Source organism: Anatilimnocola floriformis, from assembly GCF_024256385.1.
Classification (GTDB): domain Bacteria; phylum Planctomycetota; class Planctomycetia; order Pirellulales; family Pirellulaceae; genus Anatilimnocola; species Anatilimnocola floriformis.
The window spans coordinates 1,733,779-1,751,403 of sequence record NZ_JAMLFW010000001.1; the positions used below are offsets into that span (position 1 = coordinate 1,733,779).

Sequence of the window (17,625 nt, forward strand, 5' to 3'; positions counted from 1 at the left end):
GGCTTTTTGCTAGAATCCGCCGATCAACCCAGGAAATGCGATATGTCGATCAACGTCAAAAAAAATGTCCCTTCCGGCACCATCATTCTCAGTCGCCCGGAAAAGCGGAACGCCCTCAAGCGGCAGATGATTCGCGATCTGTCGCAAGCCTTCACCGATCTTCACGGCGAGAAGCAGGTTCGCGCTGTCATTCTCATTGGCAGCGGTTCTGTCTTTTGTGCCGGCATGGATCTGGGCGAAATGCAACAAACGGCGGCCGAGCCGGATGCTCAGCAGCAGTGGTATGAAGACAGCGAGCTCTATCGTGAGCTGATCGAGCAAATGCTGCGGTTTCCGAAGCCGATTATCGCCGCAGTAAACGGCCCCGCCTTCGCCGGCGGCGCGGGGTTGTTGCTGGCCAGCGATATTGTTCTCGCTACGCGAGAGGCCAAGTTCGCGCTGCCAGAACCCAAACGTGGAATCGTGGCGGGAATGGTCTCGCCGTTGTTGGCGTTTCGCGCGGGTGGCGGCGCAGCGACGCATCTACTGCTCCGCGCGCAAACGATCACGGCCGCGGAAGCCCATCGCCTGGGCATTTACCACGAGATTGTGGCCGAAGATTTGATTTGGGCGCACGCTCACGAGATCGCCAAGGAAATCGCCGAATCGGCGCCGGAGGCGATTCAACTCACCAAGCGCATGCTCTACGAAAACATCGGCGAGCAAGTCTTCACGCACCTGGCTGCCGGCGCGGCCGTAAGCGCCACGGCTCGCACCACCGAAGCGGCCACCGAAGGCCTGGCGGCGTTTTTTGAAAAACGGCCGCCGAAGTGGAAATAGCCAGCGCAGCCCACGCTCGGGCGAGCGTGGCTACAACGGCTTAGGCATTCGGGCCAAACCGCTGATCACCGACGCCGAAGTCGGACGGGGCAATGCCCGGAGCGACGTCAACCGCTTCCCAGCAGAAGTTATCGTTGCCAGCGCCGCCGCTCAGTTGATCGGCCACATGGTCGTGCGTGATCGCACCCAGTGCAGACGAATCGTTGCTCGTGGCCCATTGAGCCAGCAGCGTCAGCAGCGCGGCATCGTTATCCGTGCCGTTGGTGTAGTTGGCCGGGCTGAAGGTCATGGTGTTGGCAGCGCTCGTGCGACTGCTCGTTTCACCAGCCACCATGCCGCCCACCAGCAGATCGTTGCCGTCGCTGCCGTCGAGCGTGTCCATGCCATCGCCACCGATGATCACGTCCGAACCGGTGCCGCCATACAGCTTGTCGTTGCCAGCGCCGCCGCTGATCAAGTCGTTGCCGTTCTGGCCGCCGATCACGTCGTTGCCCGCGCCACCGTACAGCCGATCGTCGCCGTCGTTGCCATCCAGCGAGTCATCGCCCGCGCCGCCACTGGCGTAGTCGTTGCCAGCGCCGCCGCTGACGATGTCGTTGCCGCCGCTGCCGTAGAAGACGTCGTTGCCGCCGAGACCGCTCAGCGTATCGTTGCCGCCGGTCAAGGCATCCTGCGGGTTCGGGTCGCTAGTCGTCGGAGCATTGTCACCCCAGATGATGTTGTCGCCACCGCTGCCGTTGATGCGGTCGTTGTCGGCGCCGCCCACCAGCCAGTCGTTGTTCATCGCGCCAGTGAGATAATCGTCGCCAGCCTCGCCGTAGAACTCGGCGGGAATGGTGAGATTGCTCTGCGAGAGGGTGTCGTTCCCCGCTCCGCCGTAGATGATCGTCTTGTTCGACGCGCTGTAGTTGCCGATCGTGGTCGTCATACGGAGCCGAACCTGGTTCGGATTCGCCGTGGTCGGATTTGCCGTCATCTGAATCAGGTCGGCGCCCGGAGTCGCCCGCGCGAACAAGTCGCCCATCTGCACGTTGGTCAGCAAGCCTTGATCGACCAGGTTGATGTCTTCAATCTGCGTCCAAGTCAGCGGCTGAATGCCACTCGCAACCACGGTGCCCGGCGAGAACGTCGAGACAACCACAGGCGTGGCATTCGTCAGTGCGCTGATATCGACATTGATGACATCACCGGCCACGTCCCCTTGCGGCGAAACCAGACCACTCGGCTGACCACCGTCAATCGCGATGGTCGTGCTCGTGCTCGGCCGAATCATCCGCGTCGTGCTCGGCGTTGCCAGACCGACGTTGTTGGCGCCCGTGCCACTGATGCCGACCGGGCTTTGGCCGAAGGTATCACCGCCGTCGGCGAGATTCGGATTGCCTGGAGCATCGCCGTACAGATTGACGTTGTTCACGCCGCTGGCCACGCCGGTCGGCGTGTTGTTGGCGCCCGTGCCACCGGCTTGATCCGAGGTATAGAGCAGGAATTGATCGGCGCCGGTCCAACCGCTGAGGTTGAGGGTGTTCAAGTCGTGCTGAGTCGGAGTCGTGTTCACGAGCCGAGCGTCGATCGAATCATTGAACGTCGTGCCGGTGTAGTTCAGCACGTCGATGTTGCGGAAGACCACGTCGGTGCTGACGGCAGTCGTCACGCCATCAATGAAGTAATCCTGCGATGAGCCCGGAGCAACCGCGCCAATGATCGCCGCGTCGGCATTGCTGCTGCCGGTGTTCACAATGGTCAGCGTGTCGGTGTTGCCACCGAGGTTGCCATCCGTGCCGTCGATGGTCACGTTGCCCGCAATGTTGTCGACCGAGTTGCCGGCGTCGAAGAGTTGGAAGTTGTCGCTGCCAGCGTTGCCGCGCAGCAAAGCCGCGACGGTCGCAGGGAGCGAGCTGATCCGCAGCGTATCGGCCGAGGCGTCGCCACCGGCGATACCGAGCAGATCGTTGGTATTGCCGCCGAGCACCGTCAGATTGGTGAGCGTGGCATTGTCGACGCTGACGACGTTGATCGACTCAGCGCCGCCGCCGCCAACCAGCGTTGCCGATTGATAGCCCGCGAACGTGGTCGGAGCAAAGCCGCCGTCACCGGCAATCGTCGTGGCCGGACCGCTGTCGGTCACGGTGAGATTGGCAGTTGCAGCCGTGCCGGTGGCATCGGCCAGCAGCGCGCCGCCAGCGCCATTCAGATTCACCGGTTCGACATTGGCAAACGACAGGAGCAGCGTTGGCGTCGTGAGCGTCGGGAAGGTACCAGCCGACGTCAACAGGTTGCCGCTATTGCCGGCATCGTTCGTATCGCTGAAGAGACCCGTGGTGTTGGTCGTCGTGTAATTCACGGTGAGCGAGTCGCTGCCACCCACACCGCCGTCGAAGTGAACCGTGGCATCATCGGCATCCCAGGGCGTGCCAGCCGGCAGTAGAGTCTCGAGCAACAGATCGGCAGCCGAGCCCAAGTGCGAGCCAGCGCTCACGCCGCCGCCAATGCCGCTGTTGTTCACGGCTGGTGCGGCACTCTTGAACTTCGGCAGCCCACCCGCCGTTTCCTGAATGGTGAACGAGTCGTTGTCGGTCGAACCGATGACCGTCAGCGATTGAATGCCGCTGGCAGCGCCGGTGAACACGTTGCCGCCGTTCACATCGAGCAGCAGATCGGTTCCTGCCGGATTCAGTCGGGCGTTGATCGTATCGGCCACGCCGTTCTGGTAACCCGAGAACCGCATGTCGAGCACGAGATGAAACGCCAAAGCGGCCGGATCGGTCACAACGCTCTCGATATCGCTATAGGTCAGCGAAGCTGCCAAAGCGCCGAAGTTGAACGAACCGCTGCGAGCCGCGCCCAGCGTCAACGTCGGAATGCCCAGCCCGATGATATCGGCAATCAGGCGATCGCCCACCGGATAAACACCCGTGATCGGGGCCAGGCCGTTCACTTGAATCGGCGTGAGGACATCACCCGCATCTTGATCGGGGCGCACATCGAACGAATCGCCGTTGGTATCGCCAGCCCCGTTGAACACCGCATTCAGTGCGTCGATGTCGCCATCAAATACCAGCGAGCCACCCACACCCGGATCGGCATTGCCGGCGTCGATGTTGACGGTCACGGTGCCAGCGGCAGCGAGTCGCGTGCCAGTGGGAATCGTCACATTGTCACCAGCCGACAGCGTGATCACGCCGCCAGCCGTGATGTTGGCATTCACGGCAATGTCTTGACCGGCAGCCGCGGCATCGGTTGCCGTCAACAGCACGTCGCTACCCACACCACTCGCTGCGATCACTTCGGGAATGCTAATGCTACCCGTCGTCGTGATCACCAGGTCGTCGCCACCCGAAACGCCGATCAAGGCCGAGATGCCGCCGAGCGTCAGATTGCCAGTGTTGCTAATGAACACGCCGCCAGTGCCACCAGCCGCTTCGAGCGCGCTGAGCGTTGTCTCGAGCGGATCAGCCACCGAACCCACGCCTGCGGTCGAATTCAGCACGATGCCGGTGCCGGTGATATTCATCGCGGCTGCGTTGTTATCGACAATCGCGCCGGCCGACGCATTGATGCGGCCATTGGCGGTCGTCACATTGCCGACGGGCACGTTGCCGGTCAGCACAGTCAACGCATTGCCTGCCAAGGCCAGCGTGCTGGTCGCGGCGCCACTGAAGGCCGAGATCGATTCACTCGCATCGAGTTGCAGCGTGGCAGCGTTGGCAACCGAGACAGCGCCGGCTGTGTTCAAAATTGCGTTGCCGCCTTGCAGCACCAACGTGCCCACGTTCACGCCCGTCGTGCCACCGTAGGTATTGGTGCCCGCCAGCGTAAGCGTGCCGGCTCCCACCTTCGTCAGATTGGCGGTCGCTCCCGAAACGGTGCCAGTCAAAGCCAGGCTGGCTCCGCCCGAAACGTCGTAGGTCGTGTTGGTGAGCATATTCACGCCGCCGCTCACGGTGTTCGCGCCAGCGGTTGCAAAGATGCCAGCAGCGCCATTCGCAGTGATCGATTCCGGCGAGGTGATGCCGCCCGTCACGGTCAGCGAAGTGCCCGGTTCGAGTTGCGTGTTCGACGCGCCATAAACCACGCCCTGACGGTTGAGCCGAATGTAGTCGAACTGGACGTGCGTGCCCGTTCCAGCGCCCGTGGTGCGGGTGATGGTCACCACATTGTCGCCCGTCGTCATCCCCACCGATGCACCCGTGAAGACAGGCGTGGTGACGAGACCATCGGCCGAGATCGTCGCCGCATGAACCGTCACGCCGTTCACTTGCACTTGAATCGGAATGTTGCCGCCGGTGAAGTTGCTCGCCACGATGTCGATGAGCAACTGATAGTTGTCGTCCCCTTCGACGGCTGCGGCGTTGAAGTGAATGCGGCGGGTCGGATCAGCGTTCGTGATCGCCCGTTCAAAATTCGTGAGCGGTTCGTCAGCTGCCACCACGCCGATCGGCGCCGGATAAGTACCGGCGAAATACCAGTCGTCATCCTTCACCGTGGCGCTACCAGGCGCGGCATTGATCGTGCCACCTTCCACGGCGAACTCACTATTGGCATTGTTATCGATGCCGACTTGCCATTGCTGAGCAAGAGCGCCAATCGTCACGTCGGACGTTACCGGAGTCGACGCACCCAGCGCGTTGTTCGAGTCGACGGTCAGCGTCCCTTGATGCACGAGCGTCACGCCGGTGTAGCTGTTATTGCCCGAGAGATTCAAATTGCCTGCGCCAGTCTTGACGACTTGGCTCGACGACACCGGCGGAGCGGCAGGATTCACGACCGGTAACGTCGTGCCATCGGTGACACCGAATTGGCCCGGTGAACCGATGCGGCCAGTGAAGGATTCGCCGCCCGTGTTTTCGCGATGCACATACAGCAAGGTGTAAGTGCCGGGAGTCAGAGTGCGCGTGGCCACCGTCGTATTGCTATTGCCAGGAACGGCTGCGTACAGCTGGTCGCCCGCGCCGAACGCCGCGTTGGCGCTTGGCTTGAGCCAGATCTGCACGCCGTCGTCGTTGTTGGTGCCGGCAAAGGTGTAGGTGCCTGGAGTGGTGACGGTCAGAGTGGCTTCGTACGTGTCGGTGAAGTTATCACCCAGCGTAATCGCCGTCGTGTAGATCGCGCTGAAGGCTGCCGCGTTGGCAAATTGCAGCGGGCCGTTGTAGGCGTTGGAGCGAGTCGGAACGGTGGTTCCATTGATGAAGTTCGTCGCGACCGTCGGGCTCAGCAAGTCCGGAGCAGCACCGGTAAAGACACGAGCAGTGAACGGCGACAGCGTGTAGTAGTCTTGGCTGATGTCGCCGTTGATATCGAAGTTGCCGGGGCCGGCGAGCAACAGATCGCTGTTGACCCCCGGATTCACCGCGCCGTTGAGCGTCAGCGTCCGCGCTGCCGTGTTGCTGGAAATCGTCGAATCTGTCGCCAATGCGATCGGGCCACTCAGGGTTACATCGTTCCCCATGCTTTGCAGCGCGCCGCCGTTGTTCAAGCCCAGGCCGTTCAGCAGCAGTGGTTCCGCCGCTGCCGTAATCGCACCAGCCGTCGCGTCGTAGCGCAACGATGCGTTGATGGCAACGCTCGTCCCTGCCGTCGTCGCACCCAGCGCGTTCGGCTGAGTAACGACCAACATGCCGGCGTTCACTGCCGTCGTGCCAGCGTAGTTATTGGTGTTGTTGGTGAGTGTGAGCACACCGGCCGACGTGTTTTTATTGAAGCCACCCGTGCCTGTGACCTGCCCCGTGAACGTTGTATCGCGCACCAGGTTCATGTTCGCATTGCCGTTGCCACTGAGAGTCAGCGACCCCGTAAAAACTGGGCCTGGTCCGAGGGCGCTACCCGATGAGCTGGTTGTAAAATTGGCGCCAGGCACCAAAGCGATATTGACGCTGTGCGTTTGCGGCGTAGCTCCGTAAACATCGAGAGTTGCTCCGGTTGCCACGCTGATGGTACCGGTGCCGTTGTACGCCGTCGTACCTTCCAGGCGGAAGATATTGGCGTTCACATTCACGCTGCCAGGATTCAGAATCGTGCCGTTGACGATGCACAGTTCCGCTCCGCCGACCTTCGTCAGCGTAAAGCCGTTCATATCGAACGTCACGGGATCAGCAGCGTCGTCACGAATATCCCAGCGACTGTTTGAGCTGAACGTGGCGTTGCCACTCAGCGACAAGGTGCGAATCACAGCCAGATTTGCCGCGGTGCGCGTATTGATGATCGCACCATTGCCACCCACGCCGGTTCCTTCGGCAGTGATCGGTTCGTTGCCGTCAGGACCGATGCGGAAGCCGTGAATATCGAGCGTGCCGGTACCGTTGATCGTCGTACCGCCCGCGATCGTACCGAGCGCGTTCTGATTGCCGACTCGCAACGTCCCTGCCGTGATGGCAGTCACGCCTCCGTAGGTGTTCGTGCCGTGCAGCGTGAGTACATTCGTGCCGGCCTTGGTGAAGTTGGCTGCCACGGTTTGGCTGACCACGCCTTGAACCGCAGCCTGCGCGGTGTTGGTGTTGATATTGAACGCGCCGGCGAGCACCGCCGAGCCGAAGGTCAAGGTCGTGTTCGCGCCGGTTCCCGTGCCGTTCACGTTCAGCGTGCTGCCGGCAGCTGCATTGAGCGAGGTGAAGGCAAAGTTGGGAACTTGAATCTCGATCGCAGCCGTGCCGTTGAGATTGACCACGTTGTTGAACGCGCCACCGGTCGTCGGTGCATAAGCAGAGAACGTTCCCACGCCGCTGCCGGTGCCCGGATTGATGTTGGTCCAAGCCACGGTCGGCGCACCGACGGTTCGCTGCACATTGGCAATCAAATTCGAACCGCCCGTGCCTTCGCGAAACGCGATGGCAATCGGATAGGCCACGCCGGCCGTCAGATTAACCGCCGCTCCGGCGTCGTTGCCCACAGCGCCGATATAGGCCACGCGTTCACCAGCCGTCTGATCGAACGTGCCGTTCAAGCTGGTATCGAGATAAATGGCGGCTTCGTCATCGATGCTCGCACCACCGGCCTGATTGCCGACACCGAACTGATAAGTACCCGTAACCGACGGAGTGAAATAACCCCGTTGCAAGGTCATAAAGTTGTCGGTGGCCGTCATCGCAGCGCCGGTCAGCGGCGCTGAGTTCGCTGCCGCAAACGCGGCATCGTTACCAAAATTGACGGCGCTAGTCAGCATTTTGCTGCCCTGCGCGGCCACTCCCAGCAAACCACCTGTGGTGGTGTTATTGCCGATGCCGGTGATCAACGCCGTCGCTGCGCCGGTGTTGTACCAGCTCAGCGAGAGCGAATTTTGCAAGCCCACGTTGGTGGCCGAGCTCTGCGAAACGACTACGTTGGCGCCGTTATTCACGGTCAGCGCGCCGCTGCCCAGCGGATTGATGTTGCCGAGCCCCGCTGCGCCGGTCTGCAGATTGAGCGTCCCCAAGTTCACGGTGGCGCCACCGTTGAACGTGTTGTTGTTCGAGAGAATCAGCGTCCCCGCGCCACTCTTCGACAAGCTCGTGCCGCCAACCACGCCGCTTGCCGTGAGGTTCGCAGTGACGTTGAAATCAGTCGCTGCCACGGTCAACGGCATGCTGATCGTCGCGCCGGTACCTACGCTCACCGCGCTCGTCAGAGTTCCCGACAGACCAACAGCCGCACCGCTGAGGGTGAAGTCCGACGCTCCGCCGTCAGTGATGTTGATTGTCAGGTTGTTCAGACCCGCGATGTCGTTATTCGGTGTGTAACCCTGGGCCGCACCCGTATTGAAATTGACCGTCGCGGTGGCGAAGTTCAGCGTGTCGCCGCTCGTCACTGCCACTGCCGGTGCGGTATCAACGGCTGGATTCGTCGTCCAGTTGGCCAGGTTGCTCCAAGCGTTGCTGACATCCCCCTGCCAATACAGAACGGCCATCATCGAACGATCTTCGAGGCTTTCGAAGAAGGACTTCCGCTGTTGTTTCTTACGTGTGCGAACTTCAACCGAATCCCGGACTCGAGAAATACGACCTGACATGTAGATAATGCTCCGCAAACGCCAACAAGGTGGAGGGGGTTAATCGGGGATGGGCGACAGCCGTCGCGCTCAAGAGGCTCTTCCCGTTCGGCTCGGCCAAACTCGCAATGATCGGCACCGTGGAGAGGTGCGGTTCCTAGCTAAATCACTGCAGGAAGTAGACCCCGATGGGGTGGGGCCTGAGGGCGAATCCGTTCGTCCTTCGACGCTGAAAACATTACTTGGGTACTCAAGCGAGCCTAAATGTCCAGCGCAGTCCTGTGGATTCGATCATACTGAAGACCGAGGATTTTTCCAGGGATTGGGGGCGAGGGGTGTTAAGATTTGCCGCATTTTTTTCGCTTGCTAAGTTTTCTTTACGTCCTTTTGTCGCACCACAATCCTCCCAGATTACGCAGCCCTTCTACCCGAAACCTTCGATTCAAGTCATCCGACACGAACCACCGATAGGTTTTTACAGCGGCTCTAGCGGAGAGCCCGCATCCGGGGGGAATTCGAGTATCCGCAATGCGACCGTTGCTGGTCTACGGTGTGGCGCTGTCGGCGTGCCTTTGTGGCATGATGCCGGCTCACGCCCAGACTGCGCGACCAGCAGCGAAACCTCAGGCCCCGCAATACATCACCGCACAGTCCGACGTCATCATTCCGTTCACGGTTCGCGCCACCGATGCTCAAGGCCGAGCGCCGTCGCTCGTGCGGATCTATGTCTCGCTCGATCAGGGCCAAGGTTGGCAGCTGTATCAAGAAGTGAAGCCGGCCGAAAAGTCGTTCCGCTTCCGTGCCAAGCGCGATGCCGAGTTCTGGTTCGCGACGCAAACCGTCAATGCCGATGGTACGGGCGATCGCGGTGATCAGCGGGCGGTGCAACTCCGCCTGATCGTCGATACCACCAAGCCGCAGCTGCAAATCATTCCCAAGCTCGAAGCTTCCGGCAAAGTTACGGTTCACTGGACTGCTACCGATCCGTTTCTCGCGGCGAATACCATCCGCCTCGAATGGCAAGCCGCCGGCGCCGATGGCTGGCAGGAGATCACGGCAGAAAAGCCGCAATCGACGCGCGGTCAATTCACTGCGAACGCCAGTTTCCAGCCGCCGGCAGGAACGACGCAAATGATTCTCCGCGGCGAAGCTGCCGATACGGCTGGCAACAAAACGATCGTCTCGCAATCGTTCGCGCTGCAACCTGGCGGCGAAGAAGGCCAGGCCGCGCTCGTGCCCGCTAAGCCTGGCAACGCCGCGCTGTCGCAGCGTTGGACGCCCGAACAAAACGATCCTTACGCGCGCCTGCCGCAGCGAAGTGTCGATGGTCCGCTCCGCCCACAGCCGAACACGGCGCTCGCGCGCGTCGGTCCGCAAAACACCTTGCCGCCGCCGCGCGAAGAAGCCGGCGAACAACCTGCTTCACCGCAACTAGTGCGCAATCCGTACTCGTCCGCGGCCGAAACTTCGGCGCGACCGGCGAACACCGGCGAACTGTTGCCGCCACCACCCGGCAATGGCACGAGCGACGGCAACTTCCGTCCGTTCGAACCCGAGCAACAACAGCCGGCCTTCAATGCGCCGGCCAACGAAAGGCCACCGAGCGATTTGCCGCGGCCGGAAACGATTCGCTCTGAACCAGCGATTCGCCCGGAATCGATCAATGGCGCTGCGCCGCGGCGCGTCGAAGCGATTCCCGCACCCAGCGGCGCACGACCGCGGATGACGGCCAACAAACGCTTCAGCCTCGACTACGACGTCGAATCGATTGGCCCCGAAGGCGTCGCCGATGTCGAACTGTGGGGCACTGCCGATCAAGGTAGGACGTGGATGAAGTGGGGCTCCGATCCCGATCGCGTCACACCCTTCGAAGTCGAAGTCAGCAATGAGGCCGTCTATGGCTTTCGCATTGTGATCGTGGGTCGCAACGGCCTGGCGAGTAACACGCCGCAAGCCGGCGACGCCGCGGATATTTGGATCGGCGTCGATGTGAACAAACCGCGCGCACGACTCACCGGTGCTTCGCTCGCCGGCGGCGAACACGCGGGCAAACTCGAGATTCGTTGGGATGCTCACGACGATCACTTCGGCTCGCGGCCCATCACGCTCGCGGTTTCTGATCGTGCGGCGGGACCTTTCACACCGATCGCAGCCGGCTTGCCGAACACCGGCAATTATTTTTGGGAGTTCGATCCGCGGATCCGCCGGCAGTTGTTCATTCGCCTCGAAGCGCAAGACGAAGCCGGCAATCTCAGCGTCGATCAGTTGACCGATCCGATTCAGATCGAAGGCCTCGCGCCCCGCGGCCGCATTCGCGATCTCGCGCCGCAATCTTCACCACCGCCGCAAGCCTTCCGCTCACCGCTGTTCCGCTAACAAGTCGCGTCTTCGCTATGTAGGCCGCAACAAGCGGTACTCCGCGCAGTTCCGGCACGAACTGCGAGTGAACGTTGCATTGCAGCACTCTGCCGGAACTGCGCGAGTACGCTTGTTCCGGCCGACGTGTTCCGCCCCGCTTTTTCTATAAGCAACCCAAATCGAAAAGCAGCGCAGCGTGAGGAAAGACGCGTCTTTCGCGGAGTGAAAAGCAACGTCGCTCGACAAAAAGTCGCGGTTTTTAGTGAACAAACCGCCACCACGGCGCGTGATAGCACTAGGGTGCTAGCCCACAATGTTGCGATAGCGTTAAGGCCGGTACGCAAGATCAACGAATTGAATTGCCGTTGTGCGCGAGATTCTTACACTCTGAAAACATCGATCACAGGTTTATCGCTGCGAGGACGCAGAGAAGTTGTGATCGAGCATCAGCCTACGGATTGGCTGAGGTCACTCGATAAGGAGATCGCAGGGCGCCGCTTCTGGACGAACGGTGCAAAAGATCAACAGGCTCGCCCTATCTATGGGGCGAATGTCAGGGACTGACTGGGTGCGCTCCTCTCCCACCGCACCGGGTTTCTCACGACAACAAGACATCGCTGCGTGGCGATGCGCCGGTTGCCTTTTGTTCGTCTTGGGTGCTGATTCACGTTTGTTGAGTTAGTCGAGCGGCGTGAGAGATTTCGCATGGTTGCGGAATTGTTGCCTCATGGAATCTGAGGCGTGTCTACCGAAAGGAACTCGTCCATGTCGAAGAAGCCCGTCATTGGTCTGAATGCCGATTACCGCCCCGTTCAAAAGGCCGGCCCCGCGCTGACCTACGTCCCGGCCGGTTACTACAACGCCATTCAAGCGGCTGGAGGCATTCCGTTCATTCTGCCCCCGATGGAAGACGAAGACGACATTGCCGCTGCTCTCGAGCGACTCGATGGCTTTGTGCTCGTCGGTGGTGGCGATCTCGATCCTCGTCGCGATGGCTATCAACTGCACAGCAGCGTGAAGCTCATGGATCAACGCCGCGAAGAATTTGACCGCATGTTGGTCAAAGCCATCGCCGACATTCACTTGCCCGTGTTTGGCATTGGCGCCGGCATGCAGCTGCTGAATGTCTCGCAAGGCGGCAATCTTTATCTGCACATTCCCGAAGAACTTCCCGATGCCCTGCCGCACCGCGATCCGCTCGATCCGGAACACCGCCACGGCCTCAACATCGTGTTCGGCACGTTGATGGAACGTGTCTACGGCGACGGCGAAATCCGCGTCAACAGCACGCACCACATGTGCATCGACGAAGTTGCCAAGGGCTTCAACGTCACGGCTCGTTGCCCAGACGGCGTGATCGAAGCCATCGAAAGCTGCAACGAAGACTGGTTCGCCCTCGGCACCCAGTTCCATCCCGAAGCCGACTCGGCCACCGCGCTCGATGTCCGGATCTTCGAAGAATTCATCACCGGCGTTACCGCTCGGAAGAAGCTGCTGAAGATGGCTGCTGCTTAGTTTGCTCAGTGGTGAAACGATTCTGCACTAGATTCGCCATCGATACAAAACATCCATAAAAAAACATCCGCGACGATCGTTCGCCGCGGATGTCTTCATGGCCCGCTGCTGCCACTCAGCGGGTCTGCTTGAGGATCGACTAACGCGCTATTTATTGCGCGGGAACAAGCCTGGCCGAGCCGGTGGGCTGTTGCCGGGGGCCGATGGCGGCGTGACGGTCGGCGGAGCAACAGCTGGCGGAGCAACCGGAGCCGGTGTCACCGCGGGAGCGGTGTTGTTCGGCAACCGGGGAGCTTCCTCTCGGCGTTCGCGACGGTCATCAATTCGGTCGTCGCGACGATCGATGCGATCTTCACGACGTTCGACAGCATTGTCAAAGTTCGGCCGCAGAGCAGCGCGTCGTTCGGTGCGATTCACAAACTTCGGCACATCGACGTGTAGCGTGCGATTGGCTTGGCCGCGAGTAATCGTTACCGGCACTTCGCCCGCGTCGGCGCCCGTCAACCGTTGCACCAGGCCGGCGATGTTCGCCAGGCGTTGGCCGTTGAAGCCCGTAATCACATCGCCGCTACGCAGGCCAGCATAGTAAGCAGGCGAGCGAGGCACGACACGCAGAACCACGATGCGGTCGGTGTAGCGATCGTCGATGATCACGCCGAAAGTTTCGAGCGGATCGTGCTCGACGTACGAAAGTTCATCGACGAAGACGGCTGGTTCAACGATGATGACCTCTTCTTTGCCGTCGCGCATCACGATGACCTTGATCTTGTCGTTGCGGACGTCGTCGGCGAAGAGATAATTAATGAACTCATCCTGGCGGACTACATTGTTGCCGTTCACCGAGATGATGCGGTCTCCTTCGCGGAAGCCCAGCTTGGCGATCGCGCCTTTCGTAGCTACATCGCTGATGATGAGGCCCTTGTCGGCCGAATCGCGTTCGAACCATAGGCCGATGTCGGCAGCGCGAGTTCCTTGAGCATTGAAGCGAACGTTGGCGCCAATGCCGTGCTCCTGGCGGTTTTCGCGGCGTTCTTCACGGAGCGGTTGTTTCAGATTTTCGGGATCGCGAGCGTCGCGTGATAGGTCGCGGGCGGGATCCTTCGGATCGCGTGGATCGCGGACTTTGTCGCGAGTGTCGCGGATTTCTTCGCGCGATTCCTGACGGGTGTCACGAACATTTTCGCGGCCTTCGCGAACGGTATCACGAGCGTCACGCTGAGTGTCGCGGACTTCTTTCTTCGCGTCACGCACTTCGTCCTTGGCTTCTTTGGCCGCGGCGGGCGGATCTTTCGGCGGAGCATTTTGCGCCAGGCTCGGCGAGACGAGCAGAGCGCTGAGAGTTGCAGTCGGAACGGCGACGGCCAACGACCGCAGCCACTGAGATAAAGGGGCAGACATTTCGGATCTCCATCAATTCACAAACAAGATTGCCGCGAACATCCTGCGGCTGTGAGCGTGGATGGGCGGATTGCACACGTTGTGCCTGAAGCGGGCTGCCGCACGGCTGATGGCAAATCTTCACGCGAAATAGTCGCAAAAACGCCGCAGAAAATAACTCCTTCGAGCGGCGAAAGATTCGCAACGAACCAGTATGGCCCTGCCGCTTGGATGAACTTCAAGCAGTTTGAACGGCGGTTGGCCAACGAACGGAACCGATTTGACCCGCCGACGTTCAGCGCCGAGAATGCTGGCGCTGCAGCCGATGGAAATTTCAAATTCAGCGGAGAGTAATCGAGATGCTTGCTGTGTGCCGTTTGCTGGTGGTTGTGTGCGTGCTGTCAACGATCAGAGTCGTCGTCGCTGCCGATCAGCCGACCAAGCCCAACGTTGTCATCATTCTCTCCGACGATCAGGCGTGGACCGATTACAGCTTTGCGGGGCATCCGCACATTCGCACGCCGCATCTCGATCAGCTGGCCAAAGAGGGCCAGCTCTTTCTGCGCGGCTATGTCCCTTCGAGTCTCTGCAGGCCGAGCCTGATGACGCTCATCACCGGGCAATACGCTCATCAGCACGGCATCACGGGCAACGATCCGCCGAAGGGTGTCGATCGGCGCGAAATGCTCAAGCATGTTCGGAGCGCGCAAACGTTGCCGAAGCTGCTCGCGACCAAAGGCTACAGCAGCTTTCAATGCGGCAAATGGTGGGAAGGAAATCACGCCGAGGGCGGCTTCACTGCAGGCATGACCCACGGCGATCCAGCGAAGGGTGGCCGTCACGGCGATCTCGGCTTGAAGATCGGCCGCGAGGGTTTGCAGCCGGTCGCCGATTTTCTCGACAAGAACGGCGCGCAGCCGTTCTTTCTCTGGTATGCGCCGATGTTGCCGCATTCACCGCACAATCCGCCACAGCGGTTGCTCGACAAGTATCGGCCCCTGACGGATTCCATTCACGTTGCCCGCTACTGGGCGATGTGCGAATGGTGGGACGAAAGCGTCGGCGAATTGCTCGGGCTGCTCGATAAACGCGACCTGACGAAAAACACGCTCGTGGTTTATCTCGCCGACAACGGCTGGCTGCAGGACCCGGAATCGGCGAAGTACGCACCGCGGAGCAAACGCTCGCCGAACGAAGGTGGCATTCGCACGCCGATCATCGTTCGCTGGCCAGCCGGCGTCAAACCGCTGCGCGACGATACAACACCGGTCAGCAGCCTCGATCTGGCTCCGACGATTCTCTCCGCTTGCGGCGTGGAAGTTCCGAAAGAGTTGCCGGGCATTAGTCTGCTGGCGACGGAAAAGATCAAGCAGCGGCAATTTCTCTTCGGTGAGATCTTTGAGCACGATGTCGTCGACATCGACAAGCCGGCTGCATGCTTGATGTATCGCTGGTGCCTCGACATTCGTGACCCAGCGAAATCGCTGTCGAAGTTGATCTTGCCGGCCGATGGGAAGACGGCGGAGCTTTACGACGTGAAGGTCGATCCGCAGGAAGAACGCGATCTATCAACAAAACAGCCGGAGCGAGTTGAATCGCTCCGGCTGGAGTTAGATCGTTGGTGGAAACCGTAAGAGTGGTTTCAACTATTTCTTCGGTTCGCGTACTTGCAGCGTGCCGACAATCCACCAGCCGTTGTCTTCCGACTGGGTGAAGAGGCCGGTCGGGCCGAGGTACTTTGTGATCTTTTCGTAGGCCGGCAGTTTCGTGCCGTCGATTTCGTTCTTGCGAACGCCATCGTCTGGATCTTGGTCGAGCATCGCGTTCAGGATGCGAGCGAACATCGTTTCGGCTTGCGGCAACTTGTTGACCCGCAGCATTTCGTACGTGGCGCGGTACGATTCTTCGGTCTTGGCAAAGTAGCGGAAGCTGTCGTTGCCTTGGCCCAGTTCGACCAACCGCTTGTTGACTCGCTTGAAGTCATCCAGGTCGGCCAGGCTCGGGGCGCCCTTCTTCTTCGCGTTCTTGATCAGGTCCATCACGTAATCGGTGTGCGTGCCGACCACGAGGTGGCCTTCGAACACGGTCACGGCCATGTTCGGAAGCTTCTTACGGCCTTCTTCTTCGTCTTCGCCCTTCTTATCGGCGGCAACAAAGTCGGTCCCTTCGATCGAGAGCATCGGGCCGTCGTCGGCAGCCGTTTGTTCGTTCTGGATTTCCCAGATTTCCTGGCCTTCGAAAACCTTGCGAACGGCAGTCGGATCACCCTTGAAGAACTTGTTGACAGTCTCGGCAACGATTTTCGGATTGCTGACTTCGATCGCCACGAGCATCCGCTCGCTCCGTTCGTCGACGGGCTGCAGCACGTCGGAGAGGAGCGTGGCTCGTTCACCGAGGTGATTCACCAGGCCGGTGAAGATGTCGATCTTCGGCCCGTGCGGATCATTCTTGAGGCTGGCCCACATATCGTCGAACACGCCCGGCTCACCAGCGACCGAGTCAACCAGCGTTTCGGCGTAACCGAACGCATCCTTCATCTTCCAGTTCCAAGTCAGGTAAGTGCCGAGTTCCGGCATCGTCCAGGCCTGCGGCGTGAGCTTGTCTTTGGTGTTCGGGAAATCCAGCATGCGGGCCGCCTTGGCGAATTTATTGCCAGGAGCAGCCTTCTTGTCAGCTGGTGCATAGACATAGGTGCGGTGCAGCACTTCGTCGTTCGGCGTATCGAGGAACACATAGCCGCCGATGCCTTGAATCGCATTGAAGCCTTCAGCCTGCAGAATCTTCAGCAGGTCCGGGCCCTTCTTGGCTTCGCGACGGTTAGCAGCCCGCGAGGCTTCCATATAACCAAAGGGCTCGATGAACCAGCGAACGTGGTGGCTCAGGTTATCCTTCGCGCCCACTTCTGCATTGCGTTGCATCGTGAACTTGAAAGCTTCTACGCTGGCCAGGCTGTCGGCCGCGTCCTTCACACCAATCCGCTTGGCCATGCCGACCGCGGTTTGATACCAGTCGGTGGCGACCAGGAAGTTGTCTTTGATGAAGTAGTAGTCCTTCTCCGGACGGGGCACGCCCGGGCGGACTTTTTGCACATATTCCACGCCGTTCAGGCCGTCCATGATTTTGACTTCACGGCGGGTGGCGCCTTCCAGCTTTTGCTGGGCGTCGATCTTCTTGAGCAGCGTATCGGCTTTTTCGCGTTTGCCAGTGATATCTACGATCACGGCCATCGCGAACGAGTTCTTGTCTTTGGGGTCGGGCTGAATGCGGGCGATGACAGCTTCGCCGCCGTACAAGCCTTCCATATCATCCCAGCTGATGCCCATGGCGTTGCCAGCGGCGGCCATCTTTTTGCTGATCTGTTTTTTCAGATCTTCGATGAAGGGCGCCATCAACGGATCGGCGCTCAACTCGCCCAACTGCGTCGCTTGAAACTTGCGACGGGTTTCATCCACATCGGGTGTAGAAACAAACAGCTTGGTGGTGGCCGGGAGAATCGACTCCGCCGGTTGTGCAGCCACTGCCAGACGAGGGACAACACATAAAGCAGCGACGGCGAACAATCGAGGCAGCCAGGCAAAACGCGCCACTAGTAAACTCCT

Annotated in this window: 7 protein-coding genes; 4 read left to right on the forward strand and 3 right to left on the reverse strand. The window is 60.3% G+C overall.

What is annotated here, in order from left to right:
- The first annotated feature begins 42 nt into the window (after positions 1-42).
- Entirely contained in the window at positions 43-819 is a 777-nt protein-coding gene (locus tag M9Q49_RS07065) for an enoyl-CoA hydratase/isomerase family protein (protein ID WP_254508010.1), read from the forward strand.
- Between the two features lie 40 nt (positions 820-859).
- Here the strand turns inward: M9Q49_RS07065 and M9Q49_RS07070 are convergent, their stop codons facing one another.
- Positions 860-8,698 carry a beta strand repeat-containing protein gene (locus M9Q49_RS07070; RefSeq protein WP_254508011.1) on the reverse strand — a complete coding sequence of 2,613 codons (7,839 nt, stop codon included), beginning with the start codon at positions 8,696-8,698 and terminating at the stop codon, positions 860-862.
- 606 nt (positions 8,699-9,304) lie between these two features.
- On the opposite strand from M9Q49_RS07070, the gene M9Q49_RS07075 reads away from it, so the two are divergent.
- The gene (locus M9Q49_RS07075) at positions 9,305-11,152 is read left to right on the forward strand and encodes a hypothetical protein (RefSeq protein WP_254508012.1); all 1,848 of its coding nucleotides are present in this window, start codon (positions 9,305-9,307) and stop codon (positions 11,150-11,152) included.
- A gap of 747 nt (positions 11,153-11,899) precedes the next feature.
- Complete coding sequence (locus M9Q49_RS07080; RefSeq protein ID WP_254508013.1) at positions 11,900-12,649, forward strand: gamma-glutamyl-gamma-aminobutyrate hydrolase family protein; 750 nt, start codon at positions 11,900-11,902, stop codon at positions 12,647-12,649.
- Between the two features lie 147 nt (positions 12,650-12,796).
- Here M9Q49_RS07080 and M9Q49_RS07085 read toward each other — a convergent pair whose 3' ends face one another.
- Positions 12,797-14,047: a PDZ domain-containing protein gene (locus M9Q49_RS07085; protein WP_254508014.1), complete on the reverse strand. Its 1,251-nt coding sequence runs from the start codon at positions 14,045-14,047 to the stop codon at positions 12,797-12,799.
- 338 nt (positions 14,048-14,385) lie between these two features.
- On the opposite strand from M9Q49_RS07085, the gene M9Q49_RS07090 reads away from it, so the two are divergent.
- Positions 14,386-15,660 carry a sulfatase family protein gene (locus M9Q49_RS07090; protein WP_254508015.1) on the forward strand — a complete coding sequence of 425 codons (1,275 nt, stop codon included), beginning with the start codon at positions 14,386-14,388 and terminating at the stop codon, positions 15,658-15,660.
- 12 nt (positions 15,661-15,672) lie between these two features.
- On the opposite strand, the gene M9Q49_RS07095 is transcribed toward M9Q49_RS07090, so the two are convergent.
- Entirely contained in the window at positions 15,673-17,613 is a 1,941-nt protein-coding gene (locus M9Q49_RS07095; protein WP_254508016.1) for a hypothetical protein, read from the reverse strand.
- Positions 17,614-17,625 lie beyond the last annotated feature (12 nt).

What these genes read in the sequence shown, in the direction of transcription:
- M9Q49_RS07065 (WP_254508010.1), top strand. Translation starts at nt 43, where the DNA reads ATGTCGATCAACGTCAAAAAAAATGTCCCTTCCGGCACCATCATTCTC.
- M9Q49_RS07070 (WP_254508011.1), bottom strand. Translation starts at nt 8,698, where the DNA reads ATGATGGCCGTTCTGTATTGGCAGGGGGATGTCAGCAACGCTTGGAGC.
- M9Q49_RS07075 (WP_254508012.1), top strand. Translation starts at nt 9,305, where the DNA reads ATGCGACCGTTGCTGGTCTACGGTGTGGCGCTGTCGGCGTGCCTTTGT.
- M9Q49_RS07080 (WP_254508013.1), top strand. Translation starts at nt 11,900, where the DNA reads ATGTCGAAGAAGCCCGTCATTGGTCTGAATGCCGATTACCGCCCCGTT.
- M9Q49_RS07085 (WP_254508014.1), bottom strand. Translation starts at nt 14,047, where the DNA reads ATGTCTGCCCCTTTATCTCAGTGGCTGCGGTCGTTGGCCGTCGCCGTT.
- M9Q49_RS07090 (WP_254508015.1), top strand. Translation starts at nt 14,386, where the DNA reads ATGCTTGCTGTGTGCCGTTTGCTGGTGGTTGTGTGCGTGCTGTCAACG.